This is a genomic window from Bacteroides bouchesdurhonensis (genome assembly GCF_900155865.1).
Lineage (GTDB): Bacteria > Bacteroidota > Bacteroidia > Bacteroidales > Bacteroidaceae > Bacteroides > Bacteroides bouchesdurhonensis.
Genome location: NZ_LT707006.1, coordinates 4791254 through 4811979, shown reverse-complemented (window position 1 = coordinate 4811979; position 20726 = coordinate 4791254). Strand labels below are relative to the sequence as shown.

At 39.6% G+C, this 20726-nt stretch carries 18 protein-coding genes; 9 read left to right on the top strand and 9 right to left on the bottom strand.

The features are described 5' to 3' along the window. Positions 1–243: 243 nt before the first annotated feature. The 3 genes from CZ225_RS20750 to CZ225_RS20740 form a co-directional block, all read right to left on the bottom strand. Positions 244–2160, bottom strand: coding sequence for a TlpA family protein disulfide reductase (locus CZ225_RS20750; protein WP_077155920.1), 1917 nt, complete (start codon positions 2158–2160; stop codon positions 244–246). A 141-nt stretch (positions 2161–2301) separates the two neighbouring features. Next, a complete protein-coding gene (locus tag CZ225_RS20745) occupies positions 2302–4137 on the bottom strand; it encodes a M56 family metallopeptidase (RefSeq protein ID WP_077155322.1) in 1836 nt (611 codons plus the stop codon). 13 nt (positions 4138–4150) lie between these two features. Next, on the bottom strand, positions 4151–4522 hold the full coding sequence (locus CZ225_RS20740; RefSeq protein WP_077155321.1) for a BlaI/MecI/CopY family transcriptional regulator: 372 nt from the start codon (positions 4520–4522) through the stop codon (positions 4151–4153). Positions 4523–4892: 370 nt separating this feature from the next. Here CZ225_RS20740 and CZ225_RS20735 point away from each other — a divergent pair, with 370 nt between their 5' ends. Then, complete coding sequence (locus tag CZ225_RS20735; protein ID WP_077155320.1) at positions 4893–5447, top strand: porin family protein; 555 nt, start codon at positions 4893–4895, stop codon at positions 5445–5447. Between the two features lie 149 nt (positions 5448–5596). On the opposite strand, the gene CZ225_RS20730 is transcribed toward CZ225_RS20735, so the two are convergent. The 5 genes from CZ225_RS20730 to mdh all read right to left on the bottom strand — a co-directional run bounded on the left by CZ225_RS20730 (position 5597) and on the right by mdh (position 11721). Further along, positions 5597–6847 (bottom strand): ABC transporter permease, encoded by a 1251-nt coding sequence (locus CZ225_RS20730; RefSeq protein ID WP_077155319.1) that lies wholly within the window; start codon positions 6845–6847, stop codon positions 5597–5599. Beyond that, a complete protein-coding gene (locus CZ225_RS20725; protein ID WP_077155318.1) occupies positions 6848–8029 on the bottom strand; it encodes an ABC transporter permease in 1182 nt (393 codons plus the stop codon). Between the two features lie 2 nt (positions 8030–8031). Further along, positions 8032–9024 (bottom strand): HlyD family secretion protein, encoded by a 993-nt coding sequence (locus tag CZ225_RS20720; protein ID WP_077155317.1) that lies wholly within the window; start codon positions 9022–9024, stop codon positions 8032–8034. A 65-nt stretch (positions 9025–9089) separates the two neighbouring features. Further along, entirely contained in the window at positions 9090–10553 is a 1464-nt protein-coding gene (locus CZ225_RS20715) for a TolC family protein (RefSeq protein ID WP_077155316.1), read from the bottom strand. A 226-nt stretch (positions 10554–10779) separates the two neighbouring features. Then, positions 10780–11721: a malate dehydrogenase gene (gene mdh / locus CZ225_RS20705; RefSeq protein WP_077155314.1), complete on the bottom strand. Its 942-nt coding sequence runs from the start codon at positions 11719–11721 to the stop codon at positions 10780–10782. Positions 11722–11904: 183 nt separating this feature from the next. On the opposite strand from mdh, the gene CZ225_RS20700 reads away from it, so the two are divergent. After that, positions 11905–12777 carry a hypothetical protein gene (locus CZ225_RS20700; protein ID WP_077155313.1) on the top strand — a complete coding sequence of 291 codons (873 nt, stop codon included), beginning with the start codon at positions 11905–11907 and terminating at the stop codon, positions 12775–12777. Between the two features lie 640 nt (positions 12778–13417). Here CZ225_RS20700 and CZ225_RS20695 read toward each other — a convergent pair. Continuing rightward, positions 13418–14296: an NAD kinase gene (locus CZ225_RS20695; protein ID WP_077155312.1), complete on the bottom strand. Its 879-nt coding sequence runs from the start codon at positions 14294–14296 to the stop codon at positions 13418–13420. Positions 14297–14444: 148 nt separating this feature from the next. Here CZ225_RS20695 and CZ225_RS20690 point away from each other — a divergent pair, with 148 nt between their 5' ends. Genes CZ225_RS20690 through recG form a run of 7 tightly spaced genes read left to right on the top strand, consistent with a single transcriptional unit; the run spans position 14445 to position 20515 of the window. Further along, positions 14445–15158, top strand: a complete 714-nt coding sequence (locus CZ225_RS20690; protein ID WP_077155919.1) for a pyridoxine 5'-phosphate synthase — start codon at positions 14445–14447, stop codon at positions 15156–15158. Beyond that, positions 15158–15874 carry a MotA/TolQ/ExbB proton channel family protein gene (locus tag CZ225_RS20685; RefSeq protein ID WP_025075723.1) on the top strand — a complete coding sequence of 239 codons (717 nt, stop codon included), beginning with the start codon at positions 15158–15160 and terminating at the stop codon, positions 15872–15874. Before CZ225_RS20690 ends, CZ225_RS20685 begins: the two co-directional genes overlap by 1 nt. A gap of 2 nt (positions 15875–15876) precedes the next feature. Beyond that, the gene (locus CZ225_RS20680; RefSeq protein ID WP_077155311.1) at positions 15877–16293 is read left to right on the top strand and encodes an ExbD/TolR family protein; all 417 of its coding nucleotides are present in this window, start codon (positions 15877–15879) and stop codon (positions 16291–16293) included. Between the two features lie 5 nt (positions 16294–16298). Beyond that, positions 16299–17174: an energy transducer TonB family protein gene (locus tag CZ225_RS20675; protein ID WP_077155918.1), complete on the top strand. Its 876-nt coding sequence runs from the start codon at positions 16299–16301 to the stop codon at positions 17172–17174. Positions 17175–17199: 25 nt separating this feature from the next. Beyond that, positions 17200–17751, top strand: a complete 552-nt coding sequence (locus CZ225_RS20670) for a DJ-1 family glyoxalase III (protein WP_077155310.1) — start codon at positions 17200–17202, stop codon at positions 17749–17751. A 7-nt stretch (positions 17752–17758) separates the two neighbouring features. Further along, positions 17759–18418: a 2-C-methyl-D-erythritol 4-phosphate cytidylyltransferase gene (locus tag CZ225_RS20665; protein ID WP_077155309.1), complete on the top strand. Its 660-nt coding sequence runs from the start codon at positions 17759–17761 to the stop codon at positions 18416–18418. Further along, positions 18419–20515, top strand: a complete 2097-nt coding sequence (gene recG, locus CZ225_RS20660; RefSeq protein WP_077155308.1) for an ATP-dependent DNA helicase RecG — start codon at positions 18419–18421, stop codon at positions 20513–20515. Positions 20516–20726: the final 211 nt, after the last annotated feature.

The following is a 20726-nucleotide window of genomic DNA, read 5'->3' as shown; positions in this document are numbered from 1 at the left end:
TTTTATCATATAGCTTTCTAGAGAATCATTCTGAATAATAAATCGCCCGTTGATGCGTGAAAATGCTCAATGGGCGATTTTGTTTTATTAAGGGCGAAAAAGTATTGGAATATTCATTTTGATAAATATCCAAACTTCATAACTTCTGGTGGGTATTGGATGTTTTATCCTTACTTTGATGAGGTTTTGTCTTTTACTTATTTGGTTGTAGTTTTATTGTTATGGATAATATAATATTAGTTTCTATTTCTCTAAAGCTTTCATTAATTGTTCTTTGATAACTTCTGCCTTTGATAATCCGGTTTCCCTGTAGGATATATTTCCTTCCCGATCGATGATTAAGTGTGTTGGTACTCCTCGAATTTTTAAATTTTCTATCAGATAATCCCATTGATTATCTTTTAGTCTAAAATGTTCTCCGTGAATATCGGGTATCATTTTATCCCAGGTTTCTTTGGGAGAAGTTTCCCCTGTAATGTATAAATAGATAATATCTTTATCTTTCAAATCTTCTTTCATAGGTGTCAATGCCTTTTGTGCTTTAAGACATGGACCGCACCAGGTTGCCCAAAAATCTACCATTAATACATGTCCCCGGTATTTTGAAATGATGGAGGGAAATAACTCTTCATTGATTACTTCTCCAGCTTCATTAACTGTGAATCCACTCTTCTTTTTATTTAATTCGATGGATGCTATCAGTTTTTTGTTTATTTGAGCAAGCAGTTCGGTATAAGCAGGTGAGGAAAGTTTTTTTAATCGAACTTCCTGTTCTGCTGTCAAAGGTGTAAAATCTTTCAAAGCTGAATAAATCTTCTGGACCTCAATATAGTCGAATAAAGCACCTTTATCTGTGCCTAATGCTTCTTTGAGTACATTTTCCTTGTCGGGGATAATATTTAAAAAATTCACCATTGATGCATACCTATCATTATATAAAGCTTTAGTAGTGTTGATGGATGAGAATTCTTTCAATACATTATAATACTCTTTCGGAGTATTGATCGGATTGTTTTTGAAATATTCGGCAGTTTTTTCTCTATCCAGCTTATTGATTTTTATATATGCATATTCTAAATCTCTGATTGTAGTGGCAATGCAGGATACTGCTATAATATCTAATTTAATGTTTAATAGTTCTTTGCAAGCTTCACTATATTTAGACTGTGCAATCTTTTTTCGGATCGTTGGAATAGATCTCAGAATATAATTTTTATATTCCTCTGCACTTTTTCCGGCAATAGCCTTAAGGTAATCCATGTAATCGTGATTTCCTAGTGTCATATCTAAATCTACTGTTAAAAACTCTTGTTGCAAACTAGCGAGATAACCTTTAAAATAGGCAGTGGCTCCGTAACTTTTTGCTTTCCTTTGTAGGCGTGATTGCTGACGGCAAAGCTCTTTAGGATTTATTGCAATATATGTTTCTTCATGTGGAGCTACAAGACATACCACATTGCCACAAGAAAAAGTTAGTACAACATTCGTAACTGTCGGAATTCCTATTTCTGTTTGAAAGGTCCCGTCTTCATTGATCTTAAGGAAGCTTGTGTTGTCCTCTCTGAAAGCAGGATTGAACACATGAATTCTGCATTCCTTTGGCATATCTTTTTGATAATCCAGAATTCTTCCTTTCAATACAGCATTTCCATAAGATAGTTCTGGGATGGGTAAAGCTGCTTTCTTATTCATCTTGTGCACAACCACCTCTTGTGGTAATTGTTCCTTTTCAAATGCTTTCTTGTTTAACTGAATTCCCCAGATTTTAAATGCTCTTTCATCATTTCCTTCAATAAAATCAACCCTAGTAATGTTTGGAGGAAGTGGGGGGAAAATGAGCTGAAATTCAGCCTCACCAGATTCCGGCATCCAAAATTCTTGGTCTAATGTGATGCCAACTCCTTTACGTATTGGGTATATTGTTCCATTATTGTCTTTAAGGAAACTTCCTGTTGCAACTTTTATCCAATTTTTAGGTTCATAGAATGCTTTGATATGTAATGTAGTAGCTGTGTCATTAATGACGATCTTCTCAATCTCAATGGTAGTGGAACTCCAAGCTGTAAAAGGAGGACATTTAATGACTCTATCTTTTGCTTCTACTTGCACTATGCAGATAGTACAAAACAGAAAACTTATAATCCACGTGAATTTTTTCATGAACATTATATTTGGTGTGCAACAAATATAAATAAATATTTGTTTTTTCCCTAATTATAATAGAAAAAGAAGTTATATCAAAATTGAGATAACTTCTTTTTAATCCTTCTTTGGAAGGATGTTCTGTATTTTATCTATAACCTATTGTAAGCGGAATGTAATAGGTAATGTAAATTCTACATTGACAGGTTTCCCTTTGTTTTCTCCTGGTTCCCATTCCGGCATTTCACTTATTACGCGGATAGCTTCTGCATCTAAATAAGGAGATACGCTCTGTTGTATCTTTATATTTGATATTTTGCCATCCTTTCCGACGATCATCCTTAAGATCACTTTACCTTGTTCTTTATTTTCCTGCGCGATTGTCGGATATTTGATGTTTTGGGCTATGAATCGCATTAATGCTTCTTCTCCTCCCGGGAATTTGGGCATCTTTTCTATTGTATCAGCGACAGCTTCTTCTTCGGATGTTTTACTAGGGGCATAGCCCGTAACTACTACTTCTGACAGAACGGTCTTTTTCACTTCTTCCAGTGGTAGAGGCTTCTCTACTCGTCCGGTTATTGCACTCAATTTTATTTCTGGCTTTTTCGGACCGTTCAACCGGAACATAATAGGAATTGTAAATTTTACACTGACCGCCTTGCCACGTTGCTTGCCGGGGATCCACTTCGGCATACATGAAATGACTCTTTCGGCTTCTTTGTCGAGATAAGGATCTACACTGTTTATCGTTTTTATGTCTGATATGCTACCATCTTTTCTAATAACGAATTGTACGATTACCCGTCCTTGCGTTCCTTTTTCATGAGCTATTTCCGGATATCTTATATTATTTCTCAGAAACAGCTGAAGTGCTTCTAGTCCTCCAGGGAATTCGGGCATCTGTTCTACAACTTCAAAAAGAACATCTTCCGGAATGGTATCTTTAGTAGCAGTCACTTCCGGCTGTTGAGTTACTTGTTGTTGTGATTTCACAATTTGGGGAGTTTCAGATACTTGTATTTGTGGAATCGTTACTTCTGCAGGAGAAGGAGTAGATTGCACAAATACTTCATCCATCATTTCTTTTGCAAATTTTGTGGTAGTGCGTGCCACCATCTCGATATTGCTGACAATCATCAGCAGTATTGCTAATGGAAGAAACATTAGATATTTTGTTCTTCCTATTCCTTTCGTTCTTCTTTTATTCATCATTTTAATTCGATTTTTGAGTGGTAAAACATTGAAACTATTAGATAAATTTGCTGCAGCCTTGTGGTGAGTCAGCCCCAATAAATGGTACTGGTATGATTTACTGTCATGTCCGGTTTTTAATACTTGATGGTCTGCCATATATTCCAGATTGCTTCTGACTTCGCGTTTCATTAGCCAAATAAAGGGATTAAACCAACAGGCGATACACATTATTTCGCTGATAAGTACATCTACTGAGTGATATTGGCGGGCATGAGTCTTTTCGTGAGTAATTATTTCACTAATTTCCGATTCCGTATGAGTAAGTGGGTATATAAATATCCAATTGAAAAAAGAAAAAGGTCCACTTTCCTTCTTTAAAAGATGGATATTCGTTCCTTGTATATTACTTTTAGGGCATTGAATATGTAATCGTATAATACAACCTAATTGAATAAAAAAACGTACTAAAAGAAGCAATAGAACTCCCCAATAAACGTATTCCAGAATTAAAGTGAGTAGCTCTTGCCAATTGAAATTTGTTTCTGGTGACACTACTATTGTCTGTTCTGGCAATATGATCGTTGCATAAAGATCCGCCATTGCTACCATAGGTTCATTAGCCTTTATCCATTCTTGGATATTCAGTAGAGGATAAAAGATAGAAATTACAAAGAAACAAAGCAGGGCCGTCCGTCTCCACTGGAAGAAGGTGTCTTTATAAAAGAACAACCGATAAAATGCGTAGAACAATGCGATTGCTACGTTAATCTTCAGAAAATAGGCGAGTTCCGGAGTCATGGCAATATATATATTATTTATTTTCTTCTTTTCCTTTTTCTATCAGGTCAATGATTTCTTTCAGGTCATTGGCAGAAATTTTATTGTCTTTTGCAAAGAAGGATACCATTTCCTTATAAGAGTTTTCAAAGTAGTTGCGCACTACCCCGCTCATAAAATGACGTTTATACTCATTTTCATGAATCGTGGGAGTATATTCATAAGTGTTACCTACACGTTTGGGTTTTACATATCCTTTCCGTTCCAGGTTTTTCACAATGGATGCTACTGTTGTATAAGGAGGTGCCGGCTGTGGAAACTTAGCTACGATATCTTTCACAAAACAATTCTGCAACTCCCAAATGTAGATCATTACCTCTTCTTCTTGTATGCTTAATTTTTCCATAAAGATATTTGTTTAATTACGAATCTTTCGCAAATCTACGAATCTTTCGTAATTAAACAATAGATAGCAGGTTAAATATTGTAAATGTGTGGAAAATGTATGATTGTTTTGGGGGGAGTATATGATTGATTCTGGGAAGTTGTGTAATTATCATTGGCAAATATGGTTGGGTAAGAAGCTGATGAGTTATATTCACAGGAAAAACTGCTATATAAGTCTTTTTTATATAAAATAAATCAAATACCTTTGCAGTCACAAAACTAATATGGGTGCGTTTCATTACTTGAAAAGTTATGAAATTCTTCCCTGCACTTTGAACTCTAAATAATGCTGACCAAGGGGAAGAGGGAAGCAAGAAAAACTGAAAGATATGAAAAAAGGTTTGATTTTCGTGCTATTTGCATTGATTTCTATCGTTTCTTATTCACAGACTTCTTGGAATGCCAAAATTGGTATGAACATGAGTAACTTTACTTCCGATGGTTGGGATATGAAAGTAGGTTTCCAGGCTGGTGTTGGTATGGAATATCAATTCACAGAAATGTGGTCTATCCAGCCTTCTTTAATGTTTACTACTAAAGGAGCTAAATTTAGTGGTGTAAAAGCTACTCCTATGTATCTGGAATTGCCAGTATTTGCTGCAGCTAGATTTGCAGTTGTTGATAATCAGAATGTGGTAGTTAAAGCCGGTCCGTATTTTGCTTGTGGTATTGCCGGTAAATATAAAGCAGGAGATAATAAGACTGATTTCTTCGGTGATAATGGTGCAAAGAGATTTGATTGTGGATTGGGTGTAGGTGTTGCTTATGAAATTGGTCGGATTTTCTTTGATTTGACTGGTGAATTTGGGTTGACCAAGCTTGGTGATGCTGATGGTTCTGCAAAAAATATGAACTTTACTATTGGTGTAGGTTATAAGTTCTAATAGATAGTATACTTATTATATTGTACTGTATTTATAATAAATCCCTTGTTCAATCGAGCAAGGGATTTTTATTTTCTAATAGATATTAGCACGTCTGTAGGTTGTAAGTCTTGTAAACAGTAGTTTTCTAAAGCTGAGGATGGAGAAAATCATTCTTCCTTCATGCTACTTTTCTCTTTCAATTCTCTATATTTCTCAATTGCATGTTTCCGGCTCATCATGATTTGTCGGCGATATACCAAACAGGTGGTTATAAAGTAAATTCCGGCTTGTATCCACAAAGCTTTATATTCAAAAGCAACTTCACTAAGAGTTGCTCCCATATTGTTGATCTTTACAAAACCATTGATTCCGAATGTTGATGGAAACAGGTAAGAAACATATTTCCAAAAAGGAGGGATGGCTGCTCCAGGCCATGAAATTCCGGAAATAAATAATAAAGGTACTGATGTGAATACAAATATCAACATACAGGTTTCCCGGTTGCGGATAGCGATGGACGCTGTCATTGCAAAGAAAATACAAGCCGCTAAATAGGGTGCCACAAACAACACCAAAGATTCTGGTTGTCCTATTTGGTTGAGGCTGAACAAACGAGGGACAACGAAAAGAACATAGAATGACACCAGTATATAAACCATGAAATAACTGAGTCCTTTTCCTAGTACAATTCGTAATGTTCCGTTGTAATGCCGGTTGATAGGAACAAGGTCTTTAAAGCGGTTATGTTCACGGGCAGTTCCGGCAGCGAGCCCGATACCTAACAATAACGTTTGCTGAATAATCAAAACTAGTACCGCAGGGATTAGGAAAGCAGCAAAGCCGGTAGTCGGATTGAATATAGAGATTTCTTCGTATTCAATCGGGTAGGCTGTAATCTCGTCTTGCCGTTCTGTAGTATTTCCACTTCGGGTTATTTTGATATCTTTGTTCATATCCAGTGAAACGGCTGTATTGGCGAGTAGCATCGATTTATAGTATAATAGCCCACTCATGTCACAGTAAATACTGACTTGAGTTTGTTCGCCTTTGGCAATGTTATCACTGAAATCAGAAGGTATATAAATGATTCCATACGCATGTCTGTTCTTCAGCATTTGCTTAGCTTCTTCCATGTCCGCACAGTATGAAACAATTTGTATATCTGGTGTAGCGTCTACTTTGCGGAGATATTCACGACTTAAAGAAGAATGTGAATCGTCTACTACAACCGCTGGAACTTCACGAACCACTTCATTGTCATAAATGAAGCTATAAATCAGTGGATAACCCAGTGGGACTAGGAGGAAGAATATCAATACTCCCTGGTCGCGGAAAGTCGTCTGAAACTCATGTTTCCAGATATAAAACAGGTCATTGATGCCTTGGGCTATCTTATCTTTTAATTTTATATCTTTCATTTAGGGTATATATTTATAGTAAATCAATGCTTCTTTCAGTCGGTGAACCACAAAGAAAGGAAGCATCATAAATATTAGCAATGCCATATAGTTGGGCCATGAATAGGCCATGCTATATCCGTTTAATGCCTGATCGACATAAATCAGGAAGTAATGACGTAGTGGGAATAAGTTACTCAGTGCCTGAAGAACCGGATGCATCGCCATGACCGGAAACGAAAATCCGGAGATGGAGAAAGAGATGACTCCCCATAATGAAGCAAAGCTCAGCCCCAGTCGTAAGGTAGGTAGTGTTCCTATCATGACAATGCCACAACATTGGGAAGCCAGTACCAGACAAAGAGTGGCAAAGATCATTGGAAGAATACCGCTATTACAGGGAAAATGTAAGAAACCATATAGGTATACATTATAGAATATTCCCATGATAAAGAAGACTACCGTATGAGGTAATAACTTACCGGCCAATGCAATGTAAATTGAATTATTACTCATGCGAAGCCATTCGCGGGCAGTGCGGTCCTTAATCTCTACGCCAATTGCATAAACGGTTACCATGAATATGAGTAACATGAGTACCCCCGGTATAATGGTGTTGCAAAGATATACCGAATAATTTAGCCAGGGATTATTTAATGGGTGCGTGTCGATCACAATCGGTTGTAAATAAGCCATTGCCTGGCTCTCTGTTGCACCTTTGGCATACAAAACAGTTCGTGCAGCCGCTCCGGAAGTTAGTTCTCCCATCATTTTCATATCTCTGAAAAGCAAGGAGCCTGCTATCAGATATGAATAGTTGGTATAAAAAGAGAGGGTCGGTTGCTTTTGACTTTGTGCTTCGATAGAAAGACCCTTCGGAATGTAGAAAAATCCATAGATTTTCCCTTCTTGCAGAGCAATCCGGGCATCGGTTACATTGCTGTAGTGGGCTACCACCCCCGTTTGAGAGAAAGCGTCCAAATTACGAACAATATTGCGAGAAGTGGAAGAGTCATCCATATCCACAACTCCGGCAGGCAAGTTTTGAGGAAGTCCCGAACCCATAAGGGTAGTGAAGAAGATATAGCAGAATAGGGGAGCGATCACCATGCAAAACAGATAGAGTGGTCGCGATACCAATCGGCGACACTCTCGTTGCATGACCTGCCATAAAGCTATATATTTCTTTTCTTTCTCTTTCATGATTATTTATCGATAATGACCGACATACCCGGGCGGAGATTTTCTACAGTCTCCAGAGTGTTAGCCTTTACTTCGAATGTCTTCAGGTCAAACTGACCGGTTGTTTTAGTTGCTTTCCAGGCAGCATAAGTACCTAGATCTTTCAAGTAATATACTTTCAGTTTGATCGTTTTGTTATCTAATGCAGGAACAATCGCTTCGAATTCGGTTCCCATAGTCAGGTTTTTGAGTAAATCCTCGCGTACATTGAATGAGACCCACATGTCGTCAAGTTCTGCAATATTCATAATGGGTGCTCCTGTTCCGACTAGTTCTCCAACCTTTGGGAAAATTTCAGAGACTTCCCCGGCTGCCGGAGCTATTAGATAAGTCTCTTTGATATATGATTCCACTTCTGCAACAGCCCCTTTGGCACGATTTACTAAAGCTTCCGCTGCCATTTTATCCTCACGTTCCGCTCCGTTTTTTGCCATCGTATATTGTGCTTTGGCTGCTTTTTCTGTAGCGATAGCCGCGTCACGTTGTGCAGTTACTTCATCCAGTTTTTGGGCGGGCATTACCCCTTGTTCAAATAGATTCTTAACTCTTTTATAAGATTTCTCTGCAATGGTAACTCCCGCTTGTGCTTTTTGCCACATTTCGTAAGCTGCCTGAATCTGTTCCTGACGTGCTCCTTTGATTGCTTTTTCATTTTGTGCCTGAGCTGCTGCTTCGGCAGCACGTGCCTGTTCCATCTTAGCCATTACATCCGGTGCTTCCAAAATAGCTAGAGTATCTCCTGCACTGACCTTTTGTCCTTCTTTCACGCGAAATTCCAAGATGCGTCCCGGAACTTTGCTTGAAACACGATATTCCGTTACCTCAGCCTGTCCCTGAATGATTTCGGGGCCTTTGCGAAGCATAAAGAAACCAACGACTGCAACAATTGCGATCACTCCCAATAAAGTGAGGAATGCAAGTAGCATATTACTGTTTTGTGATTTTGTAGAGGTCATATCATATTGATTTTTAAATTACTAAATTGTTTTTGTATGAAGAATGTCCTCGTTCTTCATTTCATTCATCTTAAAGTTCCCAAAGACTTCTCCAGATAGATTTGGGTAAGTTTCACATCTATTTGTGAATCGATTTTCTCCGACTGGGCAGACAACCAAGCCGTTTGTGCTTCGAGAACATTGCTTGTAGCAATCACTCCCTCTTTGAATCCCAGCACAGCATAACGAAGATTTTCATCTGCCTTTTCCATGTTCTTGGAAGCCATTGTTAGCTTCTTATTCGCCTCATTTACTTTGAAAGCTGCCTGATTGACTTGCAATTCAATCTTTTCTTTTGCATCTTGCAACTGATACTGTGCAATGCGAGCTTCCGCTTTGGCTGCTTTTGTTTTATAGAAACCTTGTCCCCAATTCCAGATAGGAACTTGTACCATCACCCCCACATTCCACATTCCTTTGAATTTGTTTTCAAAACTGTTGAATACAGAAGGATTGGTAGCTATATAATTTCCCATTAATGCGATGGAAGGAAGATATTCGGCGCGTGTCACATTCACTTTCTGTCCATAAATCTGTGTAGCAAGTTCAAGGCTGCGTATTTCCGGCCGGTTAGCATAAGCGGTGTTCATGTCGAAATGAGTATCTGGAGTTATCAAAGGAATGTCATTCATGTTTTCATCCGCCAATGTGATCGGAGAGCTTAGATCGATACCACATAGTTGGCATAACAACATTCGGGCAAGACTTAGTCCGTCCTCTACTTTGGTTAAGGTCATTTCTGCTTCATTGACTTTTACACGTACAGATAGTCCGTCGGCTTTGGTTGCTACTCCTTCGTTAATCATCTTTTCCACATCGCTGTCGAGTTGTTGAAGAAGTTTCAGATATCCTTCCGCCAGTTTTTTCTTATTGACGAGCGAGATAACTTGCCAATAAGCCTGATCGGTACTCATAATCACCTCTTGTTTGCCTGATTGGTGTTGCTGTTGTGCCAGTTCTTCAGCATATTTAGTGATTTTGTTGTAAGCACGAATCTTTCCACCCATATATAAAGGTTGGGTGAGAGTAATAGCTCCTGCGTATACGTTTCTTGTATCGGTACGGAAAGCATCTACAATCGAACTTCCTGCTTTGTCGAGTTCGGGCAGAACTGCACCCAGTTTCCCACTTAGTGAAGAAACGAGTGGAGCCAGATCGGGGTATGCTGTTACGATTTTTGTTGCCACCTCTCCGATGGGGCCTGCCAGATTCGTTCCCAGTCCTGAGAGTGCAGCCTTTTGGTCATCGTTCAGCAGTGAGAACTCTTTTTGATTTCTCATGTAAGCTCCCGTAGCCGAAATACTCGGAAGGTAATTGGTAAATGCAGCTTTGCGTTGATAGTGTGCTGCATTTATTTTTTCATTGCTAATCAGTAAATCCTTGTTATTGGCAAGAGCCAATGCACGACAACTATCTAGGCTAAGAACGCCTTGCGCTTTGCCCACTAGAGTCAAGCTACATAGAATTGTCAGAGTCAGTACTTTCTTCATTGTGTCTAGCATCTTTTATCAGATTACTTTGTTTGCTTCTTAAATAGACAATAATTGCATAAGCAACGATGCAAAAATAGATGCTTTTCTTGAGTAATGCAAAGAATTTAGTTTTTTTAAATGCATATTTGTGGAGAGGAAGTGGCGGAGAAGAAAATAAAAAAAGGCTATTCTTCTCAATGGAAGAATAGCCTTGTAATTTATCAATAAAAAATGAAGGGCTCAATTAAAGAGCACCTACAGTCTTTAAATCAGCGTTTGTTTTGTGAACAGCAGCAGCACTGGCAGCAAACTTAGCTTTTTCGTCTTCATTCAGGTTCAGTTCAACGATCTTTTCGATACCGTTCTTACCAAGGATTACAGGTACGCCAATACAAAGATCTGATTCACCGTATTCACCTTCCAGATATACTGAACAAGGGATCATCTTCTTTTGGTCGTGTAAGATAGATTCAACGACGAATGCTCCTGCTGCACCCGGTGCATACCATGCAGAAGTACCCAATAACTTAGTCAGAGTAGCACCACCTACCATAGTAGAAGCAGCAACTTCGTTCAGTTTTTCTTCAGAGATGAAGTTAGTTACAGGCATACCTTTGTAAGTAGCGAAACGAGTCAAAGGGATCATTGTGGTATCGCCGTGACCGCCGATTACCATACCTTCTACTTCGTTAGCGTTGCATCCCAAAGCCTGAGACAAGAAATATTTGAAACGGGAACTATCCAGAGCCCCTCCCATACCGATGATACGATTCTTCGGTAATCCCAGAGATTTCAATGACAGGTAAGTCATTGTATCCATCGGGTTAGAGATAACAACAAGGATTGCGTTAGGAGAATATTTCAAGATGTTTTCTGCTACCGATTTAACGATACCAGCGTTTACACCGATCAGTTCTTCACGAGTCATACCCGGTTTACGAGGAATACCTGAAGTAATTACAACAACGTCAGAGTTAGCAGTTTGAGCATAGTCGTTTGTGCATCCTACTACAGTAGTGTCGAAGCCCAACAGTTGAGCTGTCTGCATCATATCCATTGCTTTACCTTCTGATACGCCTTCTTTAACGTCCAGCATTACTACTTCGTCTGCTACTTCATTGAAAGCAAGTACATTTGCACATGTAGCACCTACGTTACCTGCGCCTACTACGGTTACTTTTGACATAATACTATTTATTTAAAAAGTTGATAATTAGTTTTATCTATTTTGCGCGACAAAATTACAACGATAATCCTGATTAAAGAAATTTTTCCGTAATAATTTTCGTTAAAGAAAACACCTCATTCTGTGTTACTCTGTTATGAAATGATTACTTTTGCAGCCGTTATTAATTAGCATACAGAAACTATGAATAAAAAAAGCCTTCTAATTACAGCTGTAGCTGTTCTGATAATTGCTTTTATCGGCATTACTTATTTATTGATTACCGAAAAGAAAGCTAACCGGGAGTTGGTGGAAGAGTTTAATCTGGATAAGGAAGATCTGGAAAACGAATATGCTGGTTTTGTGCAAAAATACGACGAGTTGAAGATCACCGTTACTAATGATTCATTGGCTCAATTGTTGGAACAAGAGCAATTGAAAAGCCAGCGGTTACTGGAAGAACTACGTACAGTGAAAAGTTCGAATGCTACTGAAATCCGCCGTTTGAAAAAGGAAGTGGCAACGTTGCGTGCTATCTTGTTTAATTATATTGCCCAGATTGACTCATTGAATAAACTGACTACTATGCAGCAACAGCAGATCGCTGATGTTACTAAGAAATATAATCAGGCCTCACGGCAGGTCAATGCTCTTTCTGAGGAAAAGAAGAATTTGGATAAGAAAGTGACTCTGGCTGCTCAACTGGATGTTACCAATATTCGGATTGAACCGCGTAATAAACGAGGTAAGGAAGCTAAGAAGGTGAAAGATATAGTGAAGCTGGCTATCAGCTTTACAGTCGTAAAGAATATTACTGCTGAGAATGGCGAACGTACCATCTATATACGTATCACGAAACCGGATAATGATGTATTGACAAAAAGTGCATCGAATACATTTCCTTATGAAAACCGTACATTGGTTTATTCGATTAAGAAGTATATCGAATATAATGGAGAAGAGCAGAATGTAAATGTGTTCTGGGATGTAGAAGAGTTCTTGTATGCCGGTAACTATCGGGTGGATATTTTTGAAGGTGGTAATCTGATTGGTTCTCAGAGTTTCACGTTGAAATAATAGTTGGAATCTATGGGACTCAAAAGGTAATCCTTTCGGGTAGACTATATAATTGCAGAAAAGCCTTGTATTGCTCATAAACAATATAAGGCTTTTCTGCAATTATATAGTTTGATTAATGCTTTTCGGACTATAGTTACAAAGTGGTTCTTATAACTATTACTTCTTTCTTCCTAGAGTATTAATAGATAAGTTCCTGTCTCTTAATACCAAACTTGTTCTAATCCAATACCAAACTTGTTTGTACCTAATATAAATCTATAATTGCAAGTTTTGATTGTATAAATGAAACTTGCAATTATATAAACGGAACTTGCGTTTGTATAATTGCAAGTTCTGTTTATAGATTGAATCAAATAGAGAGAAACTTTACTATTAAAGGAAAAGAACTTTAGTATTAATAAAGAGGAACTTATCTATTAATACTCTGGAATAGAAGTAGTGAGTGTTAATGGGTGATAGGTGATAGATGTGGTGATAGGTTGGAAATCAACCTATCACCTCTTGAAAGTACGATGAATAAGGGGACACAGAAGATTGGTGATAGGTTGATAGAGAAAAATGATTTTTTTTTCTAGGATGTGATTCCTTTGTTTAATATGAAAGGGAATCAGTTGTTCTAACAAAGATTCTCAGAGCCTTAGTTGTTGCTCCTACCATCCGCTCCCCACATCATTTTGCTGCGAAGTGTATCGAAGAATATGTGATTGAAGCGTTTTATTACTTTGATGTTGTAGTCCGCTTTACGGATTTTGAGTTGAGTCGTTTCCTTGCAACTCTCGCTTCGTCCGTCAATAGCTACGAGAAAATTATGGCTACGACTCTCTACATCAAGAGTTATTTCCCAATCGTCACGAATGACGATAGGACGGACGTTGAGGCTGTGAGGTGCTACAGGAGTAATAGCAATCGCATTGCAATGGGGGACAATAATAGGACCGCCTACACTGAGAGAATATGCAGTAGAACCGGTAGGGGTAGCTATTACCAGGCCGTCAGCTTGATACGTATTCAAATAAGCTCCATTGATAGCTGTACGAATACTGATCATCGAAGAACTATCCCGTTTCAGAACAGCAATCTCATTAAGTGCGTATGGGTAACTCTGCAAGCGTTTGTCATTACAAATAAGTTGTAATACCCCCCTTTCTTCCACACTATATCTTCCGGAATAAATCTCTTCGAATGTCTCTTCCATTTCCTCCGGTGAGATATCGGCCAGAAATCCTAAACGTCCCGTATTAATTCCAAGGATAGGGATACCCCTTCTGCCTACACGACTAGCCGCTTTCAGGAAAGTACCGTCACCACCGATACTGATTACCATATCAGCCGTAAAATCATTGCCATCAAACAAGCGGTCTGCATGAATCTGCATCTTCAAGTCTGAAGTCAGAAATTGATAAAATTCTCTGCACACATAAATCTCTGCTCCATGCTTTTGCAGGAGTTGGAACAGATTAGCGGCATGAGAAGACTTCTTAGCCTGAAAAGTATTTCCGAAAATGGCAAATCTCATAAGTTATATCATTAGTTTCGATTGCAAATTTGGCATTTTTTCTTGGAATTCTACTTTAAATAACCAAAAAAGAACTAAGAATGCGTTTCGTATTATTAGGCAACTAATAATAATATTTGTATTTTTGCGGCAAATATTGCATAAAACTATGACTAAATTAAGTGTGAACATAAACAAGATCGCTACATTGAGAAATGCGCGTGGAGGGGATGTCCCCAATGTGGTAAAGGTAGCTCTTGATTGTGAAACTTTTGGTGCCGACGGTATTACCGTTCATCCCCGTCCTGACGAACGTCATATCCGCCGGGCAGATGTATATGATTTGCGTCCATTGTTGAGGACAGAATTTAATATCGAAGGTTATCCGGCTCCTGAATTTATAGATCTGGTATTGAAGGTAAAACCGCATCAGGTTACTTTGGTTCCCGATTCTCCTTCTCAAATCACATCCAACTCCGGGTGGGATACGAAAGTGAATCTGGAATTCTTGAGGGAAGTGCTCGACCAATTCAATAGTGCCGGTATCCGTACTTCTGTGTTTGTTGCTGCCGATCCGGAAATGGTGGAATATGCTGCAAAAGCAGGAGCAGACCGTGTAGAACTCTATACTGAACCTTATGCTACGGATTACCCTAAAGATCCTGAAGCGGCTATCGCTCCTTTTATAGAAGCGGCAAAAACTGCCCGTAAGTTGGGATTAGGCTTGAATGCCGGACACGACTTGAGTCTTGTGAACTTAAATTATTTCTATAAAAACATTTCTTGGTTGGATGAAGTTTCCATCGGACATGCATTAATCAGTGATGCGTTGTATCTGGGATTGGAACGTACCATTCAGGAATATAAAAACTGTCTACGCTAATGAATGGATTGATGTTATTGGCCCAAGGGGCTATGAGTATGGCTGATTCGCTCGCGACAGCCAATCCTGTGTTAACTCCGGTCAGTGCTCCGGAAATGAACATGCTTGATATGGCTATCAAGGGTGGCTGGATTATGATTGTACTGGGAGTACTTTCGGTGGTATGCTTCTATATTCTGTTCGAACGTAATTACATGATTCGTAAGGCTGGAAAAGAAGATCCGATGTTTATGGACCGTATCAAAGATTATATTCATAGTGGTGAGATAAAAGCGGCTATTAATTATTGCCGTACCATGAATACCCCCTCGGCTCGTATGATTGAAAAGGGTATCAGCCGTTTGGGCCGTCCGATTAATGACGTACAGGCTGCTATTGAAAATGTTGGTAATATCGAAGTTGCCAAGCTTGAAAAAGGACTGACTGTAATGGCAACCATTTCCGGTGGTGCTCCGATGCTCGGATTCTTGGGTACGGTGACCGGTATGGTGCGTGCTTTCTACGAGATGGCCAATGCAGGAAGCGGCAACATTGACATTACACTGCTTTCCGGTGGTATCTACGAAGCTATGATTACCACAGTCGGTGGTTTGATTGTAGGTATCATTGCCATGTTTGCTTATAACTATCTGGTGATGTTGGTAGACCGCGTCGTAAACAAGATGGAATCTCGTACAATGGAGTTTATGGACTTGTTGAATGAGCCAACGAAATAACTATGGGATTAAAGAGAAGAAATAAAATATCGCCCAATTTTAGTATGGCATCCATGACGGACGTCATTTTCCTGTTATTGATCTTCTTTATGATTACTTCTACAGTGGTATCGCCCAATGCAATAAAGGTGTTGTTACCTCAAGGAAAACAACAAACCTCGGCCAAACCGCTGACGAGAGTGATCATTGATAAAAACCTTAAGTTCTACGCTGCTTTCGGTAATGAAAAGGAGAAAACACTAACTTTGGACGAACTGACTCCGTTCCTGAAATCATGTTCGGAGAAGGAACCTGAAATGTATGTTGCATTGTATGCGGATGAAACAGTACCTTATCGCGAAGTGGTGAAGATACTGAATATTGCGAATGAGAATCATTTTAAAATGGTGCTGGCTACCCGCCCGCCGGAAAATAAATAAGAATGATGGACAGAAGAAAAAAGGGTGAATATATCGGAGCGTTGGGTGCACTGTTGGTGCACGTGGCAGTGATTGCTCTTTTGATTCTGGTGAGCTTTACGGTTCCCCAGCCGGATGAAGATGCTGGTGGAATACCTGTCATGATGGGAAATGTAGATACTGCACGAGGCTTTGAGGATCCTTCATTGGTGGATGTGGATATATTGCCGGAAGAACCGGCTGTTGCCGAACCCGAACCAACTCCGCCGGAAGTTCCTTCTGAACAGGAACTACTGACACAAACGGAAGAAGAAACAGTGGCTATTAAACCAAAGACGGAACCAAAGAAAGAAACCGTGAAGCCGAAAGAAGTGACTAAACCAAAGGAACCAGTAAAGAAACCGGAGAAGACAGAAGCAGAGAAAGCGGCAGAAGCGAAACGTCTGGCAGAAGAAAAGGCAGAACGTGAGCGGAAAGCAGCCGAAGAAGCTGCAAAGAAAAAAGTTGCAAATGCTTTTGGTAAAGGGGCTCAGATGGGAGGAAATAAAGGAACTTCTGAATCCGGAACCGGAGTGGAAGGTAGTAAGGACGGAAATTCTTCTACAGGAGCGAAGACCGGAGTTGCCGGTTACGGAACATTTAACCTCGGTGGACGTTCTTTAGGTGAAGGTGGTTTGCCGAAGCCTGCTTATAATGTACAAGAAGAGGGGCGTGTGGTTGTAAATATTACGGTGAATCCTGCAGGTTTGGTTATTGCTACCAGCATAAACCCTCAAACAAATACGGTGAATGCCGTTTTGCGTAAATCAGCGGAGGATGCCGCAAAGAAGGCTCGTTTCAACTCGGTAGATGGAGTAAACAACCAGAGTGGAACGATTACTTATTATTTTAATTTGAAATAGTATCACTGATCAAAATATTAAGATTATGGGAACTGTATATGCTTTTTTTGCAGATGGTTTTGAAGAAATAGAAGCCTTTACTGCCGTTGATACACTGAGACGTGCCGGGTTGAACGTAGAAATCGTATCTGTTACTCCGGATGAAATTGTAGTAGGTGCACATGATGTATCTTTGCTTTGTGACATTAACTTTGATAATTGTGACTTCTTTGATGCCGATTTGTTGCTGTTGCCGGGTGGAATGCCGGGGGCAGCTACTCTTGATAAACATGAAGGATTACGCAGATTGATCTTGGACTTTGCAGCCAAGAATAAACCAATCGCTGCAATTTGTGCCGCTCCGATGGTATTAGGTAAGTTGGGCTTGTTGAAAGGTAAGAAAGTTACTTGTTATCCAAGCTTCGAACAATACTTGGATGGAGCCGAGTGTGTTAATCAACCAGTGGTTCGTGATGGAAATATTATCACAGGTATGGGGCCGGGAGCTGCAATGGAATTTGCTTTGACTATTGTTGATTTGTTGGTCGGTAAAGAAAAAGTGGACGAATTGGTAGAGGCAATGTGCGTTAAACGCTGAACTGCTTATGAATCGATATGTGATTATTGTTGCCGGTGGCAAGGGGTTGCGGATGGGAAGTGATTTACCTAAACAATTTCTTCCCATCGGCAACAAACCTGTATTGATGCGTACCTTGGAAGTCTTTCGGGAATTTGATGCGAATCTTCAGATTATCCTGGTACTTCCACTTGCACAACAGGAGTTTTGGAGGCAACTCTGTGAAAAGTATTGTTTTACTGTGGAGCATGTTGTTGCCGATGGTGGTGAAACTCGTTTCCATTCAGTGAAAAACGGATTGGCACAAGTAAAAGGTCCCGGATTGGTCGGCGTACATGATGGAGTTCGTCCATTCGTGGCAGTTGAAGTGATTCGTAATTGTTATATTCTGGCAAAGCAATACAAAGCTGTAATTCCGGTGATTGATGTTGTCGAGACTTTGCGGCATCTGACTGATGCAGGAAGTGAGACAGTCAGTCGTAATGACTATAAACTCGTACAAACTCCTCAGGTCTTTGATGTGGAACTTCTTAAACAGGCTTATGCGCAGGAATATACTCCGTTTTTTACCGATGATGCTTCTGTAGTAGAAGCTATGGGTGTTTCTGTTTATCTTGCACCCGGTAATCGTGAAAATATAAAAATAACTACTCCTTTCGATATGAAAATAGGGAGTGCTCTCTTGTAAATGTTCGATTTAGTTACACGTGACATAAAATATATCTCCGGTGTAGGTCCTCAAAAGGCAACTGTATTAAATAAGGAGTTAGGAATCTACTCTTTGCATGATTTGATTTATTATTTCCCCTATAAATATGTAGACCGGAGCCGCATCTATTACATTCACGAAATAGATGGTAATATGCCGTATATCCAATTGAAAGGGAAAATTCTCGGCTTCGAAACAGCAGGTGAAGGACGGCAACGCCGTCTGACAGCTCATTTCTCTGATGGTACAGGCGTAGTGGACTTGGTGTGGTTTCAGGGAATTAAATATATATTGGAGAAATACAAGCTTCACGAAGAATATATCATATTTGGCAGGCCAACTGTTTTTAATGGACGGATCAATGTGGCACATCCTGATATCGATAAAACGGATGAATTAAAACTTTCTTCCGTGGGACTGCAACCTTATTATAATACAACGGAGAAGATGAAGCGTTGTTTTCTCAATTCTCATGCTATTGAGAAGATGATGACAACGGTTATCCAACAAATACAGGAACCTCTGCCGGAAACACTTTCTCCTAAACTGCTCGCCGACCATCATTTGATGTCTTTGACGGAAGCCCTTCGGAATATTCATTTTCCCGCAAATCCTGATGTGTTGCGCAGAGCCCAATATCGTCTTAAATTTGAAGAGCTGTTCTATGTGCAATTAAATATTCTCCGGTATGCCAAAGACAGGCAAAGGCGTTATCGGGGATATGTCTTCGAAAAGGTGGGCGATATATTTAATACCTTTTATACACAGAATCTCCCTTTCCAACTGACGGGTGCTCAGAAGAGAGTGCTGAAAGAAATAAGAAACGATGTCGGAAGTGGAAAGCAGATGAACCGTCTTCTACAAGGAGACGTAGGTAGTGGAAAGACTTTGGTCGCGTTGATGAGTATGTTGTTGGCGTTGGACAATGGTTTTCAAGCTTGCATGATGGCTCCTACCGAGATTTTAGCAAATCAACATTACGAAACCATCAAAGAGTTACTCTTTGGAATGGACATTCGTGTGGAACTTTTGACAGGTTCCATCAAAGGGAAAAAAAGGGAAGCTATTCTGTCCGGTCTATTAACAGGAGATGTGCATATATTAATAGGTACACATGCTGTTATTGAGGATACGGTAAACTTCTCTTCTTTGGGATTTGTGGTGATTGATGAGCAACATCGCTTTGGTGTGGCACAACGGGCCCGTCTTTGGAGTAAGAATGTTCAGCCACCTCATGTGCTTGTGATGACTGCAACCCCAATTCCCCGTACGTTGGCGATGACTTTATATGGCGACTTGGATGTTTCTATTATTGATGAACTCCCACCGGGACGAAAGCCAATCGCTACGATTCATCAATTTGATAATCGTCGTGAAAGTCTATATCGTTCAGTGCACAAACAAATTGAAGAAGGACGCCAGGTCTATATCGTCTATCCTCTGATAAAGGAAAGTGAGAAGATTGATTTGAAGAATCTGGAAGAGGGATATCAACATATTCTTGAAGAATTTCCCGAATGTAAAGTTTGCAAAGTACATGGTAAAATGAAGTCGGCTGAGAAAGACAAGCAAATGCAGCTTTTTGTTTCGGGACAGGCACAGATTATGGTGGCTACTACTGTGATAGAAGTGGGCGTAAATGTACCTAATGCTTCTGTGATGATTATAGAAAATGCCGAACGTTTCGGTCTCTCACAATTGCATCAGTTGCGGGGTAGAGTGGGGCGTGGTGCCGATCAGTCGTATTGTATTTTGGTTACTACCTATAAACTGACGGAAGATACCCGAAAGCGGCTTGAGATTATGGTACGTACCAATGATGGATTTGAAATTGCGGAAGCCGATTTGAAGTTGCGTGGTCCCGGTGATTTGGAAGGTACGCAACAGAGTGGCATCGCTTTTGATTTGAAGATTGCGGATATTGCCCGTGACGGACAATTGTTACAATATGTCCGTTCGATAGCTGAAGATATTGTGGAGCATGATCCTATGGGAGAGAACCCGGAAAATGAAATCTTATGGCGTCAGTTGAAGGCACTTCGGAAGTCGAACGTTAATTGGGCTGCGATTAGTTGAAAACGGTTAAACATACAGTTTATTTACGTAAATATGTTGCAAAACATGTTTTTCTTTATTTCTCCTATTCATAGGCATTTACAGCTCGTTTTCTGTCTTTCTTTAGTCCGGTCTATCTGAAAAATAGTTAATAATTACCTTGCTGTTTCATTAGAAAATGCTATCTTTGGGAGAATTTTTAGAAAATGTATTGTTTAACCGTCTGAATATT